This window comes from Laedolimicola intestinihominis (genome assembly GCF_040096155.1).
GTDB lineage: Bacteria > Bacillota > Clostridia > Lachnospirales > Lachnospiraceae > Laedolimicola > Laedolimicola intestinihominis.
The window spans coordinates 468,801-487,565 of record NZ_JBBMFE010000001.1; the positions used below are offsets into that span (position 1 = coordinate 468,801).

An 18,765-nucleotide genomic window follows, 5' to 3' on the forward strand; every position below is an offset into this window, starting at 1 on the left:
AGGTGTCAGCGGTGGCTGTTTGTATCAAAGACTGTATTCAGAACATGAATCTGGTGATCGGCTGTACTATTGGTTGCAGCTACTGCTACGCCAGAAACAATGTTCGTCGGTTTCACATGATCGACGACTTTGAAAAGCCGGAGTTTTTTCCAAATAAGCTGCGGCTGATGGAGAAAAAGCGCCCACAAAATTTTCTGCTCACCGGCATGAGCGATTTTTCCTACTGGAAGACAGAGTGGCGGGAACAGATATTTGCCAAGATGACTGAGAATCCGCAGCACCAATATCTGTTTTTGACCAAGCGGCCGGAGGATATTGTGTTTTCCACTACCCTGGAGAATGCTTGGTTTGGTGTAACTGTTACCTCCAGCAAAGAGAAAAACCGTATCCGGACTTTGCGGGAGCATATCCATGGCGGACACTATCATGTGACCTTTGAACCTATGTTTGATGAGGTTGGCATGGTAGACCTTACCGGAATTGAGTGGATCGTCATCGGTACTGAGACCGGACATAGGAAGGGCAAAGCTGTATCGAAACCGGAATGGGTGTGGAACCTGACACATCAGGCCCATGCGCTAGGCATCCCTGTATTCATGAAGGAAGATCTGCTTCCCGTCATCGGCGAGGAAAGCATGGTACAAGAGCTGCCCCCGGCCTTCTGCCGGGTATTGGAGGTACAAAAAACATGGCGAATGTAAACAACAACGGCATCCTGATCCGGGATGTGGAGACAAAAAATATAATGACAAAATCCACCCTGCCGGTGGGCGGCTATTCGGTCAATCCTTATGTGGGCTGTACCCACGGCTGCAAGTATTGCTACGCTTCGTTCATGAAGCGGTTCACCGGCCATACTGAGCCTTGGGGTACTTTTCTGGATGTGAAACATTGGCCTGCCATCAAAAATCCCAGGAAGTACGCCGGACAGCGTGTGGTCATCGGCTCAGTGACGGATGGGTACCTGCCTCAGGAGGAACAGTTCGAAAATACCCGCAAGCTGCTGGAGCAGCTGAAAGACAGCGGCGCGGAGATTCTAATCTGCACCAAGTCTGACCTGGTAGTACGGGATATCGACCTTCTGAAAGAGATGGGAAAGGTCACTGTTTCCTGGTCGATCAATACGCTGGACGAGGATTTCAAAAACGATATGGACAATGCCGTCAGCATCAAGCGGCGGCTGGATGCCATGAAGCAGGTTTATGACGCAGGTATCCGCACCGTCTGCTTTATTGCCCCTGTCTTTCCGGGTATCACGGATTTTGAGGCTATCTTCCATCAGGTAAGAAATCAATGCGACCTGATATGGTTAGAAAATCTAAACCTGCGAGGCGGATTCAAAAAAGACATCCTTGACTATATACGTAAAAAACATCCTGACTTGGTTCCGCTGTACGACGCTATCTACAACAAGAGGGACAGAAGCTACTTCCGTGGTTTGGAGGATCAAGCGGAACGGCTGGCGAAAGAAAACAGCTGTTCCTTCGTGGACAACGAGCTGCCCTACGGACGAGCAGAGCCTGGGCACCCGGTCATTGTGGATTACTTTTACCATGAGGAAGTGCGTGGCTCGGAAAACACCGGGCGACGCAACCCCAAAAAATAATTTGTGAAATAAATGGGTTCTGACATGGAGCTATGCTTCAATGTCAGAACCTTTTTTAGCACTGTTTACCCATTCAGAAGTTTTCTTATCCCTCTTGGAAGGACTTGTACTCTGTCCATTGTTTTTCGATTTTCCCCGCTCTACAATGTAGACAGAACGATTAAATGATTGTTTATTGATATTGAGAGGTGAGAAAGATGCTTTTGAAGGATGCGAAGATTGGACGGACCTATACCGTAATGATGCTTTACAGAAAGAGATAATATATGAATCTGTCCACTGATATCTTTGAAAAACGAGTTAATTATGAACCTGAAGGACGGATATGATATCTATATCGTAGGGTGGGGGATGAAGTTGTCCGGAGGACAGAAGCAGTGGCTCAGCATAGCATGTGTGAATTTGTGAAATCTACATATTTTAAGAAGGAGCCTTCGCTTATGCGAAAGCTCCTTTTCTGCACACCTTACTTTTTCAGCTTTAAGCCATCTCGGAATGCTTCGCCCACACGCTCGGTGACTTTATAATAGCCGTGGGTGTAGGGGTCAAATGCGATGGCGTTGACCTTAGACATATCAATTTTTCCATCCACCATAACGCTCTCATCGGCAGTGACATTGACCACCTTGCCGATGACGCCGCATCCGTATTCATTGTTCTGATACTCGATGAACCTGCACTCCAGGCAGATCGGGAACTCGTTGATGACAGGGGCATCTACTGTTTCTGCTTTGCTGGCGGTCAGACCGCTGCGGGCAAATTTATCGGCAACTTTATTGCCGGACTCTACGCCGAAATAGTCTGCTTCCACTATGTGGGCAGCATCGGCAATGCTGACGGTGAATGCTCCCCGTGCCCTGATGTTCTGTACGGTCTTGTGTGTCTCGGTGAGGTTCAGAACAACGGAGTCCCGCTCCTGCACGTTGTCGCTGATCTCCGGCAAGCACAAGATGGTCATTCTTTACTGTCTGATGGAATTTGAGACGGTGCGATTCAATGAGTTGAAACGGTATCTGAAAACCATTTCCGACAAAACTCTCAGCACGAATCTCAAGGAGCTGGAAGCGGATAAACTGATCGTCCGCACCGAGTATCCGCAGATCCCGCCGAAGGTGGAATATACGCTTTCGGAACGAGGAAAAACGCTGATGACTGTGCTGGATCAGCTCTGTGTCTGGGGCGAGGAGAATCGACTGACAGAGTGACAACTTCAAGATTGTATAATTTTGAAATTTAAAAAAGGAGGAATCGTGTACGATTCTTTAGGTATTTATCTATGAGAAGAAAAGATCGAGAAGTAACAAATATTATTGAAATTCTGCAGATTATTGAAAAAGCGAAAGTCCTGCATCTTGCTTTGTTTGATGCTGATTATCCCTACATCGTTCCACTTCACTACGGATACGAATATACAGAGGGTATCTTGATTTTCTACATGCACTGCGCAAAAGAAGGGCATAAGCTGGATCTGATCAGAAGTAATCCAAATGTGTGCATTGAGGTAGAAAGTGATGTTGAGCTTATATCCGGCGGAGATGTAGCTTGCAAATACGGAATTTCTTTACCGTCATGCGGCTCTTTTTTGACCTTCCGCTGGTCCGGTTCTGTACCGGCTGTGCGGAAGGAGAAACGTATGTATTTTGACGCAAAAGAGTTTGGTAAGAGACTTCACGATGTTCGCACTTCCCGTGGCATTACGCAGGAGGAACTGGCGGTTCGCCTGGGACTGGCGAGTAAGCAACATGTCAGCACGGATTATCTTCTAATGGGCAGCGAGCCAAGCAAAGAGGAAGTCAAAAATGATCTTCTGAGCATTATTTCGGAGCTGTCTACGATTGCGAAGAAAATCTAATCGTGCTCTGCGTTTGGAAATGACAAAATAGAGATACTATACCATTGCAAAAAAGAAGTGAGCACGATATAATATGGATAAGAAGGCAAAAGTCACTGCAATGGTGTGAAAATAGATTTTGGCTGTTTCCATAAGGAGTAGATCGAGAGGCGTTATCCTCAGTGGCTGAAAACACAGATGTGTGATGCTTGCAGCAAGCTATTTGTATAAGCCGAAAGGCCGCAGAAAAGCGGCTTTTTCTAAATACATGAGTTAGCCGAACCTAACTTATCAATGTGCGCGTGCCGGTTAGATAAATCTAACTATAAAAGGAGAGACAGCAATGCGAGAACACAAGAATTTCTGGGACAGAAATGCAGGTCTGTATGACTGCTTTATTCGAAAAGACAGGGCAGTATACGAGAAAATGTATGAGCTGATCCGTCCGGTCGTGAAAGACAAAACAGTGCTGGAGGTGGCTACCGGAACGGGACTGATCGCCAAGCACATCGTAAAAGCAGCGGCACACATCGAGGCGACGGATGCCTCTCCGGAGATGATTACAGAGGCCAAACGGGGGAATTACTCTGCGAAGCTGCGCTTTTCCGTGCAGGATATGTTTTCTCTGCCATACGCGAGCAAATCATTCGATGTGGTAATCGTATCAAACGCACTGCACATTGTGCCTCAGCCAGAAAAATCACTGCGAGAGATCAAACGGGTGCTGAAGGATGACGGTGTGCTGATCGCGCCTACCTTTACGCACGCAGAAAACTCATTTCCCGGCAAGGTCAAAGCCTTTTTCATGAATCTGGCAGGCTTTCCTCTCCACAGCAAGTGGACGAGTGAAGAATACCTAAAATTTCTGCAACAGAATGATTGGACAGTGCGAAAAAGTGTTGTTCTAAAGGCCTCTTTTCCGCTGACCTATACGGAATGTGTGAAATCGGAGGTGTGATATGTCCTTCTTTGAAAACACCCGCAAACCCGTAGGCTTTAGCGGGAAGATCATGGTTGCTATGATGAACTTTGGGCACAGCGCAATGGCAGCGTGGGGATTGCATTTTTTGCAGCCTGCCCCGGATGCCATGGTACTGGACTGCGGCTGCGGCGGTGGAGCGAACATCAAAACGCTGCTGAAGCTGTGTCCCAAGGGCAAGGTGCAGGGCATCGACTATTCGGCAGTCAGTGTAGAAAAAGCGCGAAAGGTCAATGCAGGTGCCATTGCAGCAGGGCAGTGTACTGTGCAGCAGGCAAGTGTAGCAGAGTTGCCGTTTGAAGCGGAGCAGTTTGATGTAGTGACTGCATTTGAAACGGTCTATTTCTGGCCGGAGCTTGCGCAAAATTTCAGAGAGGTCTATCGGGTGCTGAAGCCCGGCGGGACTTTTTTCATCTGTAACGAAGCAAACGGCGAAACAGCAAAAGACGACAAATGGACGCAAATCATTAACGGTATGACCATCTATACGGAGGCTGATCTGAAAGTGTATCTGGAGCAAGCAGGCTTTGGCAGGGTTCAAAGTCACAAAAATAAAAAGGGCTGGCTGTGCGTCACGGCGCAAAAGCAGTGAAGTAGTGCAACCGTAACATTTGGAACAGTGAAGGGCATGGCATGGTTTGTCTGCCGGAAAGCAGAATAAGGAGAAACAGGGATGATTTTACAAACGATTCTGGAGGGTCTTGGGCTGGGAATGCTGCTGGTTCTCGTCTGCGCCGTGGGCATCTGCAAAGGGGCAGTGGGTATGGTGCATCTTTACAGCCCGGCGGTGCAGCAGCGGTGCGTAAAATTGGGGCTTACAAGCCCGGAACGCATCCGACGCAACAGCCTGCTGTTCAAAGCCGTCTGCGTCCCCGGCTATATCAGCTATGTGTTGGTCTGTGTCTATGGGATAAACGGTGCGCGCAGCTTTGCGGCGGGCTTCTGGCAGCTGCTTGTCATCTTGTCCGTTATGAATCTCATGGACCGCCTGTTGGTTGACGGCTACTGGGTGGGGCACACGAACGCATGGACGATCCCCGGAACAGAGGATCTGAAGCCCTACATTACTGCCAAAAACAAGCAGAAAAAGTGGATATTCGGCACGGTGGACATGGCAGTCATAGCGATGGTGCTGGCGGCAATGATGACTATTTTTACTCACTGAGGGAGGAACCTATGAAATACAAAATCGAGAAAAACACCGTGCAGGAGACGTTAATTCTTCCGCTGTATTCCCGGAAGCAGTGCACAGAGCTGTATCCGAACCTTTACCGGGACGAAACAGCGGTGCGCCTGATCGATGAAATCGACTACGACTTTTCGGAGGCAGAGAAAAATTCTCGCAGCCTGATGCAGCGTTTCGGTGCGCTGGAGGTCGCCATGCGGCAGAATGACCTTGCGTGGGAGGTACGGAATTATCTGAAAACCCATCCCAGCGCAGCGGTGGTCAACCTTGGCTGCGGGCTGGATAACACCGGCAGAGCCTGCGACAATGGCAGATGCAAGATCTACAATCTGGATTTCCCGGATGTGATCGCCTTGCGGCAGCAGCTGCTGCCTGCCGGGGAGCGGGAGCAAAACATCCCCTGTGACCTGAAAGACCCCGCATGGTTTGACAAGATCGATGCCTCCGGCGGGGCGGTGTTATTTGCCTCCGGGGTGTTCTATTACTTCCTGACGGAGCAGGTTCGGGAACTGGTGCAGGGGATGGCGGACGCTTTCCCCGGCGGAGTGCTGTTCTTTGATGCTGCCAACCGTACGGCGGTGAAGTTGATCGCCAAAACGTGGCTCAGGACGGCGAAAATCAAGGATGTGGGAGCATATTTCGCGGTTTCGGATGCTCCCAAGGAGATTGGCGAGTGGGACAGCCGGTTACGGGTATCCAGCAGGGGCTATATGCTGGGGTACAACGATTTGAAAGACCCTTCCGTCAGCGGCTTTTTCCGATTTCTCGCCAAGGTCGGGGACAACGGGATGAAAATGCAGATCGTGAAGATCGGATTTGGAGGCAAGCTATGAAAATTCTGGTATATGGTGCAGGCGTTCCGGGAGGTATCTGCAATGAAATACGCCGGAACGCCCGGATGTGGAAAAATTAACGGTCTATTACCGGCAGGCCATGATGACCCCTACCATGCGCTGGTTCTGCCGCATGAGCGAGGTGGGCGGTGCATCGCATTTTGTGCGGGAATGTACCATTGCTAATGGTGATGACTACTGCGATTGCGGGTACAAGAGGAAAAGCTGATATAAAAAATCATTGACGGCATGCGTATTTATGATGAAAAGACGGTTTGCAAGGTTCTGGAAGCTGCTGGGTTTGCTTCTGTTGTGTGCCACGCCGAAAAAGAAAAGCACTGGCTTTGTATTCTGGCGAAGAAATAATTATGGGGTATTTGATACCAATACCATGTCAAAGCAAAGAAGAGACAGACGAGCAAACCGCCTATGCTGTGATCGAAAACGCTGCCATCAGAAATACGTTGGCTGCCCGGAGCTGACAAAAATATTCTGCGCCAATGATGACCGCTTCTATGGCAACCTTCCAGGCCTGGAGTTCAGAAGAACTGGAACGCTGGGAACCGGCGCAAGCCGCTGTGATTTCAATATGAAAAAAAGATGAGGCAACAAACTTTAAGAGTTTCCTCAGCCAGACAAAAAAGGTACTTGCAAAATAGACTAAAATCAGGCTGAATAGGCCGAAAAAAGCATCTATAAAACTCAAAAATGGGAAAACTATCTGCTTTTTCTCCCATCCACAGCCTTCTGGACATCCAGTACATTGTTTTCGAAATAACTACACAACTCTGGGATATTATTAGGGGATTCTTCGGTTAAAAGTTGTAGAAAGTCGATTTTCCTTTCCAAATGGAGCAGAAAAAGCAAATCGGAGTAGAGCGCTCAAGCGTTGGTCTGATATAATAATTCGGAAAGCCGCATGGTACGGCTTTTCTTAATCAATGCAAGTTAGCAAATACTAACCCAAAAAAGGGGGTGTTTTTGGAAATGGTAACGGACCCATGGAAAATGTTCCGCGGGGCTGATTTTGGAGACAATATCGAAGAAGTGGTGGAAACAGAAGAATGCAAGGTTCTGCGTCTGAATGAACCCAGCGGTGACGGATTGATGACCATCTACCGCGTATTTGACGGTGTCTATCTTATGTATAACGATTTTCACCTTGCCCACTGCTACAGTCGGTTTACAAGCTGCGCAAACCTTCTGTGTATCGACCATTGCCGGGAAGGGCGCATGGAACACAGAACGGAACAGGATCTCCACTATTATATAGAGGCCGGGGATATGCGCGTTGACCGGCGTGTACATCATACCGGCGATGTGGATTTTCCTCTTTCCCACTACCACGGGATTACAATCGGCTTTTTTATGGAGCAGGCGGAAAAGGCCATCGATGAGGAAATGCCAACGATTTCCGTTGATATTGCCTCCTTAGCGCAGAAATTCTGCAGCGGAGACAGACTATACATTTTGCGTCAAAACAGTGCCATCGAGCATATATTTTCTGAGCTTTATCATGTTCCATCGAAAATCCGCATGGATTATTTTAAAATCAAGGTCATGGAGCTTCTGGTGTTCCTGGGCGCGCTGGAACTTGCCGATTATCGGGATGAGCGCCCTTATTTCTATTCCAGTCAAATAGAGAAGATCAAGTCTGTCCACAAGCTGCTGACGGAAGAACTCTCTGTGAATTACACTACGGAAGAACTGGCTAAGCGTTTTGACATCAGCGTGGGTGCACTGAAAACCGGCTTTAAGGGTGTCTACGGCAGCCCTATTTATACCTACATTCGCACCTACAAAATGAATGTAGCGGCTTCCGTGCTGGTTACTGACAGAAAAAAGAAAATTATTGATGTGGCGGCCAGCGTTGGCTACGACAACCCGAGTAAATTTGCAGCGGCATTCAAGGAACTCTTTGGTATGTCCCCTGCTGAATATCGAAATGACAGGAGGTAAGAAAACCATGGAAAAACAATCAAGACGCTCCGTGCCATCGTGGATATGGGATTTTGCAGGACAACATCGAACGCAATATGTGCTCAGCGTTCTAAGCGCGGTTTGTGGCGTGGTCTGCGGCATTTTGCCCTATTTTGTGATGGCAGGCATCATCTCGGATCTCCTGGGTGGATGCAGGGACATGAGCATATACATAAAAAACTGTCTTGTTATGGCAGTCCTGTGGTTGGGGCGCTGCGGATTTCATAGCATTTCCACCACACTCTCTCATAAAGCAACCTTCGCTGTGCTGGGCACCATACGCAAGCGGGTCTGCGCGAAACTCTCCCGTGTGCCTTTGGGCACGGTGCTGGACATCCCCTCTGGCTCCATCAAAAATGTACTGGTGGAGCGTATTGACAGCATCGAAACGACTATGGCACATATCATACCGGAGTTTACCTCCAATCTGCTGGTGCCTATCGCTCTTTTGGTGTATTTGTTTATTCTGGATTGGCGGATGGCGTTGGCGGTATTGGCAACGGTTCCGATTGGTTTTGGCTGCTATGCCCTCATGACCCGTGACTATGAGGAAAGCTATCAGAATACCATAAATAAGACAAAAATTCTCAATGATACTGCCGTGGAATATATCAACGGCATCGAGGTCATCAAAGCCTTCGGTAAGGCGCAAAGCTCCTACGATAAATTTGTGGCGGCGGCGAAAGAGGGCGCAAGCTGCTATGTGGAGTGGATGCGGCGGTGCAATATCTATTTCTGCCTTGCCATGTCTATCTTCCCGGCTACCATGATCGCAGTGCTTCCCATCGGCGGTCTGCTATTCCGAGCTGGGACGCTGGACGCAGGTACTTTCATTCAGGTCATTCTTTTTTCCGTTGGCCTGATCGCACCACTCATCACCGTCATGTCTTACGGCGATGATCTTGCAAAGCTGAGTACCATCATCGGTGAGGTGACATCTCTGCTGACGTTGGAGGACATGAAGCGGCCGGACACATCTGCCAGCCAGCCTCAGTCCAAGGATATTAAGCTCAAAGATGTGACCTTCGGATATCACGAGAAGGAAGTGCTTCACGGTATCAATCTGGAAATCAGAGAGGGTACCGTCAATGCCCTGGTTGGGCCCTCCGGCAGCGGAAAATCCACGATCGCCAGGCTGGTCGCATCGCTGTGGGATGTAAGCGGCGGCAGTATTACCCTAGGCGGCGTGGATATACGGAAGCTGACGCAGGGGGACTATCATCGCTATATTGCCTATGTATCCCAGGACAACTTTCTTTTTGATACCACAGTTATGGAAAATATCCGCATGGGCAAGCAGAACGCCACCGATGCTGAGGTGATGGAAGCGGCCAAAGCATGTGGATGCCATGCGTTTATTCTGGGCCTTGAAAATGGCTACGATACCGTGGTCGGCGGCGCAGGCGGGCATCTTTCCGGTGGTGAGCGGCAGCGGATCGCCATTGCCAGAGCGATGTTGAAAAACGCGCCCATTATTATTCTGGATGAAGCCACTGCTTTTACTGACCCGGAAAACGAAGCCATGATTCAATCGGCGGTGGCAAAGCTGACCAAGGGCAAGACCTTGATCGTGATCGCTCACCGCCTGTCTACCATCACAAACAGCGACCAGATCTTTGTGGTAGAGGACGGAAAAATTCGTACCAGTGGAACGCATGAGGAGTTGCTGGCACAGGATGAATTGTATGCCCGGATGTGGCGTTCTCATATCTCCGTTCGGGACACCGTGGAAGGAGGTGCGCAGGAATGATCCAGATATTCAGACGGTTCTTTGCGTTCAGCGGAAAAGAAAACCGGCACAAATTTATCCGCTCCATTTTCCTTGGAGTACTGAAAGCCATCTTTGAGGCTATGAAAATCCCGGCCATCGCCGTGACTCTGCACGGGGTACTGTCGGGTGATCTGACCGTACAGCACATCCTGTTCTCCTTCGGCATCATGCTGCTGAGCGTAGCGGGCAACGCCTTTGCGAATTACCGTTCCACCATGCTTCAGTGCGAGGCGGGCTATGGTACCTGCGCAGACAAGCGCATTGAAATCGCCGAGCATTTGAAGTATCTGCCTATGGGATATTTCAATCGAAACAGCCTTGGCTACATCACCTCAGTTGCCACTAACAGTATGGAAGCGTTGGCGGATGTGGCGACCCGTGTGGTCATGATGGTGACACAGGGAATCCTGACCACCATCTTCGTAGTCCTTATGATCCTTCTTTTTGACCTGCGAATCGGCGGCATCGCCGTTTTGGGTGTATTGCTGTACTTTGCCATCAACTCGCTGCTCCAAAAGAAATCCAAAACGATTGCACCGCTCAAGGATTCCTCTGACCGCAAGTTGGTGGAAAAGGTGCTGGAGTATGTTCAGGGCATTGCGGAGGTTAAGGCCTACAATCTGACAGGGAAAAAGAGCAGGGCTTTGAATGAAGCCATTGATGAAAACAGCGCGGCGAATACCAAGGCTGAAATGGCTTTTGTACCCATTATGTTTCTGCAAAACCTTACGGCCAAGCTCCTCGGCGTGGTGGTGGCCATTATATCCGTGGCATTTTACTTGAACGGAACGATGGAACTGCTGAATGCTGTGGTCATGATCCTTGCGGCGTTCATCCTGTTTGGTGCGCTGGACACGGCGGGTAACTATTCCGCTCTGCTGCGCAATGTGGATTTGTATGTGGGCAAGGCGCAGGCGGTGCTGGATATACCCACGATGGACATTGACGGAAAGGATATTATTCCCTCCAACTATGACATCGATGTGGAAAACGCAGAGTTTTCCTATGACAAGCGAAAGATCATTGATGGGGTATCCATCCATATTCCGCAACACACCACCACAGCAATCGTCGGCCCTTCCGGTGGAGGAAAGACCACTCTTTGCCATCTGATTTCCCGATTCTGGGATGTGGACAAGGGATGCGTGAAGCTTGGCGGTGTGGATGTACGGGAATACAGCATGGACAGTCTGATGCGCAATTTCAGTTTTGCGTTCCAGAGCGTGTATCTGTTCCAGGATACCATTGCCAATAACATCCGCTTCGGCCAGTCGGATGCTCCTATGGAAAAGGTCATCGAGGCGTCCAGGAAAGCCTGTTGCCATGATTTCATTATGGCATTGCCGGATGGTTATGATACGGTCATCGGTGAGGGTGGGGCCAGTCTCTCCGGCGGAGAGAAGCAGCGTATTTCCATTGCCAGAGCCATTATGAAGGATGCTCCTATCATCATCCTGGACGAAGCGACTGCGAATGTAGACCCGGAAAGCGAGCAGGAGCTAACCGCTGCCATTGAAGCCCTGACAAAAGAAAAGACCATTCTGATGATTGCCCACAGGCTGAAAACCGTCCGCCACGCGGATAACATTTTGGTCATCGACAAAGGCCGAATCGCCCAAAGCGGCACGCACGAGCAGCTCATGGAGCAAGGCGGTATCTATCGCCGGTTTGTGGAATCTCGTGAACAGGCTGTGGGCTGGAAGGTATAAAGAAGGAGGAAATAACGATGAAAAACAATCAGAAACTCAAAGGAAAAGACTTGATTAACATTGGCATTTACGCAGCGATCTACTGTGTCTTAATGACTTGTATTTCCATGTTAGGATATATTCCTATCATGATGCCCATGCTGACGGTGATCGTACCGATCATCCTCGGCGTTCCCATGATGCTGTTCTATACCAAGGTCAAGAAGTTCGGAATGATCACCATTATGGCGACCATTGTTGGTATTTATCTATGCGTCACCGGTATGGGATTCTGGCCTATTCTCTTTGGCGTAGTGTTCGGCTTTCTGGCTGACCTGATCGCAAAAAGCGGCAGCTACGCCAGTGGAAAGAAAAGCATTCTCAGCTATGGAACCTTCTGCGTTCTTCTGTTTGGTAACTATCTGCCGCTGTATATCGACAGGGAGGGCTATTTCTCCACCCGCCAGAGCTTTGGCGCAGAATATATCAATACGCTGGGAAACATCATGCAGCCCTGGACGGCTCCCGTGTTGATCGTAGCTGCCTTTGTGTGCGGTATGCTGGGCGCACTGTTGGGCAAGGCGCTGCTGAAAAAGCACTTTGTCAAGGCGGGCATCGTCTGATGGCCCGGGGAATCTTGCAGGCCAGCATTCAAAACAGAGGTTTGGTGCTGGACCCCAGGACGAAGCTGGTGATGCTCTTCGACATCGCCCTGTTCGTGTTGGGGTCTGCCGGGGGCGGGAGTGTGGAACCTCTCGTCCCCATCCTCTGTGCCATGCCCGCTGTGCTGATGCTGAGCGCAAAAAAGTGGAAAGGGGCGGCAACCTATCTGCTCGTCTACCTGCTGTCCTGGCTGACCTATACGCAGCTTGTCCCACTGACCAAGGGGGCAGTCAATTTCATCCTCCTGGGGTGCAGCGGAATGCTCTCCCGCTTCCTGCCGGGGATCGCGATGGGCGGTTATCTGGTTTCCACTACCACGGTCAGCGAGTTCACTGCCGCTATGCTGCGCCTGCACCTGAGTGAAAAGATCATCATTCCACTGTCCGTCATGTTTCGATTTTTTCCCACGGTCATGGATGAGGCAGCCTCCATCAATGCCGCAATGCGGATGCGGGGAATTTACATGGGCGGAAAGAATGTGGGAAAAATGTTGGAATACCGATTGGTGCCGCTGATGACCTGCTGCGTGAAGATCGGTGAGGAGCTGTCCGCCGCGGCACTAACCCGTGGACTTGGCGGCGAGGTGAAGCGAACCAACATCTGCAAAATCGGCTTTCATATACAGGACTATCTTCTGTTTGTAGTTTGTATGATCCCTTATGCGGTTTGGATCATGGGGAGGGTTCTATGATCGAGATCAAAAAAGTCAGCTTTCAGCATGAAAATGCAGAAAAACCATCCCTGAAAAATGTATCCCTGACCATTGCCGAAGGCGAATGTGTTCTTCTCTGCGGCGAGTCCGGCAGCGGAAAGACGACCGTTACCCGCCTGATCAACGGCCTGATCCCACATTTCTATGAGGGTAAGATGGAAGGGTGTGCCATGGTAAATGGCCTGAATGTGACGGAGGCCGAGCTTTACGACACGGCAAGAATCGTCGGCAGCGTGTTCCAGAACCCCCGCAGTCAGTTTTTCTGCGTGGACACCACCAGTGAGCTGGCCTTTGGCTGCGAGAACATGGGAATGCCGGAAGACGAGATATTCTCCCGTGTAGACGAAGCAGCGAGGGAGCTAAACATAGAAAAACTGTTAGGGCGCAGCATCTTTGAACTCTCTGGCGGAGAAAAGCAGAAGATTTCCTGCGCCTCCGTTTCGGCTCTGCGCCCGGAGGTGATGGTGCTGGATGAGCCTACCTCCAATCTGGACGTTCACGCTATTGAGGAGCTGAAGCAGACACTGCTCGGATGGAAAGCTGAAGGTAAGACCATTGTGATCGCGGAGCACCGGCTGTCGTGGCTCCGCGATCTCTGTGACCGGGTGATCTGCATGAAGGATGGACAGGTAGCTTTCGACCTTTCTATGCAGGCATTTGCACAGTATTCCACAGAACAGCTTCATCAAATGGGACTTCGATCCTTGCGCGATGAGAAGATAGCGCCGGTACAGAACAGTGTTCCGGAAACCGAAACGATGCAGCTGCAAAACTTTTGCTTTTCTTACGATGGAACACCGGTGCTGAATATTCCTCATCTTTCCCTGCCTTTGGACGGTATTATTGCGCTTGTCGGTCCCAATGGTGCGGGCAAGTCCACCTTTTCCCGCTGCCTGTGCGGACTGGAGAAGAAGTTCAAAGGGCAGGTCAAGATAAACGGACAGCTTTGGAAAAACAGACAGCTGCTGAAAAACTGCTACATGGTCATGCAGGATGTGAACCACCAACTGTTCTGCGAAACAGTAGCTGACGAAGTCCAGCTTGGGATGCGGTCGGAAAATAGTTCAGATGTTGAACGTGTTTTGGAGATGCTGGATCTGTCCCATCTGCGGGAACGCCATCCCATGAGCCTGTCCGGTGGACAAAAGCAGCGGGTAGCCATTGCGTCTGCCATTCTGGCTGGAAAAGAGATCCTGATCTTTGACGAGCCTACCAGCGGTCTTGACTTCCGCCACATGGAGCAAACGGCGGCGTTGCTTTCTTCTCTGAAAGGCAACCAGACCGTGCTGATCGTGACCCACGACCCGGAGTTGATTCAGCGCTGCTGCGATCATATTGTTTGTATCGAGAACGGGACGGTGATTTAATCCTGTCCTTCCAATCCTGCCATGTAGAATGTATGCGAAGCTGGAAACAGCCCGCAATTTCTTTGTGAAGTATCTGGGTGCAAAATCAAATGAAGGCTACCATAATACAAAAACAAGTTTCCGTTCTTATTTTCTGTCGTTTGATGATGGGGCACGACTTGAAATTATGAACAAGCTGGAAATGCCCGATTTTCCAAAGGAATTTGCCCGCACTGGGTATGCGCACATTGCATTCAGTGTAGGCGGCAAAGAAAAGGTGGATGCTTTGACCGCTGAACTGAAAGCTGACAGATATGAAGTGGTCAACGGTCCCAGGACAACCGGAGATAGTTATGGCAGAGAGTACAAAGGAACGGATTTTGAGAATAGCATTGGAGCTGTTTGCGCAGAACGGCTATCTGGGGACGTCTATGAATGATATTGCAGGGCAGTTGGGATTTACGAAAGCTGCCTTATATAAGCACTATGCCAGCAAACAAGAGATCCTAGACAAGATCGTGGAGCGAATGAACAAGATGGACTATGAGCGCGCGGAAGTCTATGAAATGCCGGAAACGGAACCAGACGGCTTTGCGGAAGCATATCTGCATACACCAATTCAAAAAATTCGCACATACAGCCTTGCCCAGTTTGACCATTGGACAAAGGAACCGTTCTCCTCCAATTTTCGTAAAATGTTGACGCTGGAGCAGTATCGTGATCCCAAGCTTGCACAGCTTCATCATGACTATCTCGCTGGTGGGCCTTTGGAGTACATGGCGGCCATCTTCCGCAAGCTGGCAGATTCTGATGAGGACGCTATGCAGCTGGCGTTGGAATTCTATGGTCCAATGTATCTTTTATACAGTGTCTACGACGGTGCAGAGGAAAAAGAATCTGTTTCCTCTTTGCTGGCAACACACATTGATCACTTTATTGCCAAGGTTGAATCTGATTGCAGAAAGATTTGATGCTCTTTGCCCTGCTGGGCTTTATCGGCTGGTCGGTTTGGGGCGCACAAGCATTCAATATTGGGGGCGCAGAAGCATAGTTCTGCTGGTGTTCGGACTTGTGGTATGTTGCTTTGCGGCGACTATGAAGAAGCAGGCCGTCATCGTTCCCAAAATCAGTAGAAAAGAAGGCCTATTGATTAAGAGATAAGAAATGAGAAAGAAGGAGAAGAAGTTATGTCAGAAAAGAATATTATGATACGTCCGGAAACGAAAGAAGATTACAGAGCTGTTGAAAATCTGACCCGTGAGGCATTCTGGAATGTTTACCGGCCCGGCTGTATGGAGCACTATGTGCTGCACTGTTATCGGGACGACCCGGCATTTGTGCCGGAGCTGGATTTTGTGATGGAATTGGGCGGTGAGATGATTGGGCAGGTCATCTATGTGCGGTCGGAGATCGTCTGTGACGACGGACGAACCCTACCGATCATGACCTTCGGCCCCATCGGCATCGCACCGGCATACAAGCGGCAGGGCTATGGAAAGCAGCTGCTCGACTATTCCATGGGAAAAGCCAGGGAAATGGGTGCAGGAGCGCTTGCCATTACCGGCAATATTGATTTTTACGGCAAATCTGGCTTTGTTCCGGCCAAAACCAAGGGCGTGCGCTATGCCGACGACCCGGAGGCGGACTATTTTCTCATCAAAGAACTGAAACCCGGATTTCTGGACGGCGTCTCCGGCACATACAAAGACCCGGAGGGGTATTTTGTCTGTGAGAAAGACCCGGAGAGGTTTGAACAGTTTGAAGCCACTTTTCCGGTAAAAGAAAAGCAGAAGCTGCCGGGACAGTTGTGTTGAACGGGAGGAATAACGGATGAACTATATTCGGATCACAAAAGAAAATATGGATAAGGAACATATTTGCTGCGCCATGTCCGGCAAGCAGAGTGTCGCAAAAAAGGAATGGCTGAGGCAACGCTTTGATGACGGACTTGTTTTTTATCGGAGCTCAGAGCGTGGAAAATGCTTTATTGAATATATTCCGGCTGAAAACGCCTGGGTGCCTATTGTGGCAGAGGGTTATCTTTATATTAACTGTTTATGGGTATCCGGCTCCATGAAAGGACACGGATACTCGAATGATCTGCTGGAGGCGTGTATCTGTGACGCTAAGGCGCAGGGAAGGAAAGGTCTTTGTATTCTGTGTGCAGAGGGACGGAAGCGGGAATTTCTCGCTGATCCGAAATTTCTTGCTTACAAGGGGTTCCGTGTGGCAGACATATCTGACTGTGGGATCAATCTCATGTATCTTCCCATTGAATCAGGTACACAGCCACCACATTTCAAGGAATGCGCGAGACATCCGGTGATTGAGGAAGCGGGCTTTGTTCTTTATTACACCGATCAGTGTCCGTATACCTATTATTGGGTGCCGAGGGTGCAACAGGTGGCGAAGGAACATGGTATTCCGTTCAAAGTTATTCACGTTACTGATAAAGAATCTGCACAGAATGTACCTGCACCGGTCACGACATATGCTCTGTTTCGGGACGGTCAGTTTTTGACACAGAGTATCCAGTCGGATAAAAAATTCCTGGCGCTGGCTGGTTTGCAAAACTGATTTTACTCCGCAATGATGGAAACGGTTGGTTTGCGATGAACCGTGATTCGCGTTTGAAAAGTACCTTGATTTTAAAAAGAAACACTTGCAAATCCTGCCACTTTTTTTTAAAATAACCTCAGTGCATTCTATAAAGCTATGAGGAGTCGTTATCACTATGAAAAAAGTTGTAAAATTTGGAGGAAGTTCTCTTGCCAACGCGGAACAGTTCCAAAAGGTGGGGGAGATCATCAGAAGTGAGGAAAGCCGCAGATATGTAGTGCCTTCTGCGCCGGGAAAGCGCTTTGACGGTGACACAAAGGTCACGGATATGCTGTATGCCTGCTATGGAGCTGCTGAAGCAGGGGAAGATTTTTCCGGAAAGCTTCAGGCTATCAAAATGCGTTTTCAGGAGATTATTCAGGGACTTTCCCTGGATCTTTCTCTGGACAGGGAGTTTGAGCAGATTGCTGCTGATTTTTCCGCGCATGCAGGGAAAGAGTATGCTGCGTCCAGAGGAGAGTTCCTGAATGGTAAAGTCATGGCGGCTTATCTGGGATATGAGTTTGTGGATGCCGCGGAGGTGATTCGTTTCGATAAGAACGGAGTTCTCGAGGCGGAAAAGACTAACCGACTTCTGGAAAAAAGACTGGCGAAGTGTGAAAAAGCTGTTATTCCGGGATTTTACGGCGCTGAGGATGGCGGAAAGGTGCGGACATTTTCCAGAGGCGGTTCCGATGTAACAGGCTCGCTGGTGGCCAAGGCGATTATGGCGGATCTGTATGAGAACTGGACAGATGTATCCGGTTTTCTGGTGACGGATCCGAGGATCGTGGAGAATCCGGCTGTGATCGAGACCATTACCTATCGGGAACTTCGCGAGTTGTCGTATATGGGAGCAACGGTCCTTCACGAGGAGGCCATCTTCCCTGTGAGAAAAGAGGGAATCCCCATTAACATCCGAAATACCAATCACCCGGAAGATAAGGGAACCTTTATCGTGGAAAGTACCTGCAGAAAGCCCAAATACACCATCACCGGTATTGCGGGAAAGAAAGGTTTCTGTTCTATCAATATTGAAAAATCCATGATGAACAGTGAAATTGGATTTGGACGCAAGGTTCTTCAGGTATTTGAAGACCAGGGTATCAGCTTTGAGCATATTCCTTCCGGAATTGATACTCTGACGGTTTATGTGCATCAGGATGAATTTGAGGAAAAGGAACAGCAGGTGATTGCAGGAATCCATCGGGCCGTATCTCCGGATTTTGTGGAGATGGAGTCCGATCTGGCGCTGATTGCCGTAGTAGGACGGGGAATGAAGTCCACCAGAGGAACTGCCGGAAGAATTTTTTCTGCATTGGCCCATGCCAATGTGAACGTGAAGATGATCGATCAGGGTTCCAGTGAGCTGAATATTATTATTGGTGTGGAAAACAGGGATTTTGAGGCTGCGATCAAAGCAATTTATGATATTTTTGTTCTGACACAAATGTAAGAAAAGAAGGGCTGCCGTCACAGGTATTTTGATCCCTTGACGAATTCCGGAAAAGCCGATAAAATATGGGTTACATGCGCGTAACAAGAGAAATGATTTTGAACTGTACAGGGAGA

General features: G+C 49.3%; 22 protein-coding genes. 21 read left to right on the top strand and 1 reads right to left on the bottom strand.

Going from position 1 to position 18,765, the window contains the following annotated elements; translation table 11 throughout:
- The first annotated feature begins 11 nt into the window (after positions 1-11).
- Entirely contained in the window at positions 12-701 is a 690-nt protein-coding gene (locus WMO29_RS02075) for a radical SAM mobile pair protein A (RefSeq protein ID WP_349163540.1), read from the top strand.
- Positions 689-1,606: a radical SAM mobile pair protein B gene (locus tag WMO29_RS02080; protein ID WP_349163541.1), complete on the top strand. Its 918-nt coding sequence runs from the start codon at positions 689-691 to the stop codon at positions 1,604-1,606. Before WMO29_RS02075 ends, WMO29_RS02080 begins: the two co-directional genes overlap by 13 nt.
- Positions 1,607-2,072: 466 nt before the next feature.
- Here the strand turns inward: WMO29_RS02080 and WMO29_RS02085 are convergent, their stop codons facing one another.
- Positions 2,073-2,564, bottom strand: a complete 492-nt coding sequence (locus tag WMO29_RS02085) for a flavin reductase family protein (RefSeq protein ID WP_349163542.1) — start codon at positions 2,562-2,564, stop codon at positions 2,073-2,075.
- On the opposite strand from WMO29_RS02085, the gene WMO29_RS02090 reads away from it, so the two are divergent.
- From WMO29_RS02090 to WMO29_RS02180, 19 genes are all read left to right on the top strand, one after another.
- Positions 2,467-2,811, top strand: a complete 345-nt coding sequence (locus tag WMO29_RS02090; RefSeq protein WP_349163543.1) for a winged helix-turn-helix transcriptional regulator — start codon at positions 2,467-2,469, stop codon at positions 2,809-2,811. The genes WMO29_RS02085 and WMO29_RS02090 overlap by 98 nt on opposite strands.
- A 71-nt stretch (positions 2,812-2,882) precedes the next feature.
- Entirely contained in the window at positions 2,883-3,458 is a 576-nt protein-coding gene (locus WMO29_RS02095) for a pyridoxamine 5'-phosphate oxidase family protein (RefSeq protein ID WP_349163544.1), read from the top strand.
- Between the two features lie 322 nt (positions 3,459-3,780).
- Positions 3,781-4,395 carry a class I SAM-dependent methyltransferase gene (locus WMO29_RS02100; RefSeq protein WP_349163545.1) on the top strand — a complete coding sequence of 205 codons (615 nt, stop codon included), beginning with the start codon at positions 3,781-3,783 and terminating at the stop codon, positions 4,393-4,395.
- A gap of 1 nt (position 4,396) precedes the next feature.
- A complete protein-coding gene (locus tag WMO29_RS02105) occupies positions 4,397-5,008 on the top strand; it encodes a class I SAM-dependent methyltransferase (protein ID WP_349163546.1) in 612 nt (203 codons plus the stop codon).
- Positions 5,009-5,089: 81 nt separating this feature from the next.
- Positions 5,090-5,581, top strand: a complete 492-nt coding sequence (locus WMO29_RS02110; RefSeq protein ID WP_349163547.1) for a hypothetical protein — start codon at positions 5,090-5,092, stop codon at positions 5,579-5,581.
- 11 nt (positions 5,582-5,592) lie between these two features.
- Positions 5,593-6,435 (top strand): class I SAM-dependent methyltransferase, encoded by an 843-nt coding sequence (locus WMO29_RS02115; protein ID WP_349163548.1) that lies wholly within the window; start codon positions 5,593-5,595, stop codon positions 6,433-6,435.
- A 67-nt stretch (positions 6,436-6,502) separates the two neighbouring features.
- Complete coding sequence (locus tag WMO29_RS02120) at positions 6,503-6,664, top strand: hypothetical protein (RefSeq protein ID WP_349163549.1); 162 nt, start codon at positions 6,503-6,505, stop codon at positions 6,662-6,664.
- 30 nt (positions 6,665-6,694) lie between these two features.
- Entirely contained in the window at positions 6,695-7,039 is a 345-nt protein-coding gene (locus WMO29_RS02125) for an L-2-amino-thiazoline-4-carboxylic acid hydrolase (RefSeq protein ID WP_349163551.1), read from the top strand.
- 383 nt (positions 7,040-7,422) lie between these two features.
- The gene (locus tag WMO29_RS02130; protein ID WP_349163587.1) at positions 7,423-8,394 is read left to right on the top strand and encodes a helix-turn-helix domain-containing protein; all 972 of its coding nucleotides are present in this window, start codon (positions 7,423-7,425) and stop codon (positions 8,392-8,394) included.
- A gap of 7 nt (positions 8,395-8,401) precedes the next feature.
- Positions 8,402-10,165: an ABC transporter ATP-binding protein gene (locus WMO29_RS02135; protein ID WP_349163552.1), complete on the top strand. Its 1,764-nt coding sequence runs from the start codon at positions 8,402-8,404 to the stop codon at positions 10,163-10,165.
- A complete protein-coding gene (locus WMO29_RS02140; RefSeq protein WP_349163553.1) occupies positions 10,162-11,895 on the top strand; it encodes an ABC transporter ATP-binding protein in 1,734 nt (577 codons plus the stop codon). Before WMO29_RS02135 ends, WMO29_RS02140 begins: the two co-directional genes overlap by 4 nt.
- Before the next feature lie 17 nt (positions 11,896-11,912).
- Positions 11,913-12,497, top strand: a complete 585-nt coding sequence (locus WMO29_RS02145; RefSeq protein ID WP_349163554.1) for an MptD family putative ECF transporter S component — start codon at positions 11,913-11,915, stop codon at positions 12,495-12,497.
- A 44-nt stretch (positions 12,498-12,541) separates the two neighbouring features.
- Positions 12,542-13,228 carry an energy-coupling factor transporter transmembrane component T gene (locus tag WMO29_RS02150; RefSeq protein WP_349163555.1) on the top strand — a complete coding sequence of 229 codons (687 nt, stop codon included), beginning with the start codon at positions 12,542-12,544 and terminating at the stop codon, positions 13,226-13,228.
- Entirely contained in the window at positions 13,225-14,616 is a 1,392-nt protein-coding gene (locus WMO29_RS02155) for an ABC transporter ATP-binding protein (protein WP_349163556.1), read from the top strand. Before WMO29_RS02150 ends, WMO29_RS02155 begins: the two co-directional genes overlap by 4 nt.
- Before the next feature lie 28 nt (positions 14,617-14,644).
- Positions 14,645-15,034: a VOC family protein gene (locus WMO29_RS02160; RefSeq protein ID WP_349163557.1), complete on the top strand. Its 390-nt coding sequence runs from the start codon at positions 14,645-14,647 to the stop codon at positions 15,032-15,034.
- Positions 14,949-15,566, top strand: a complete 618-nt coding sequence (locus tag WMO29_RS02165) for a TetR/AcrR family transcriptional regulator (RefSeq protein WP_349163559.1) — start codon at positions 14,949-14,951, stop codon at positions 15,564-15,566. The genes WMO29_RS02160 and WMO29_RS02165 overlap by 86 nt, the downstream gene beginning before the upstream one ends.
- Positions 15,567-15,782: 216 nt before the next feature.
- Positions 15,783-16,409 (top strand): GNAT family N-acetyltransferase, encoded by a 627-nt coding sequence (locus WMO29_RS02170; protein ID WP_349163560.1) that lies wholly within the window; start codon positions 15,783-15,785, stop codon positions 16,407-16,409.
- A gap of 16 nt (positions 16,410-16,425) precedes the next feature.
- Positions 16,426-17,172 carry a YoaP domain-containing protein gene (locus WMO29_RS02175; RefSeq protein WP_349163561.1) on the top strand — a complete coding sequence of 249 codons (747 nt, stop codon included), beginning with the start codon at positions 16,426-16,428 and terminating at the stop codon, positions 17,170-17,172.
- A 157-nt stretch (positions 17,173-17,329) separates the two neighbouring features.
- Positions 17,330-18,649 carry an aspartate kinase gene (locus WMO29_RS02180; protein WP_178038595.1) on the top strand — a complete coding sequence of 440 codons (1,320 nt, stop codon included), beginning with the start codon at positions 17,330-17,332 and terminating at the stop codon, positions 18,647-18,649.
- Positions 18,650-18,765 lie beyond the last annotated feature (116 nt).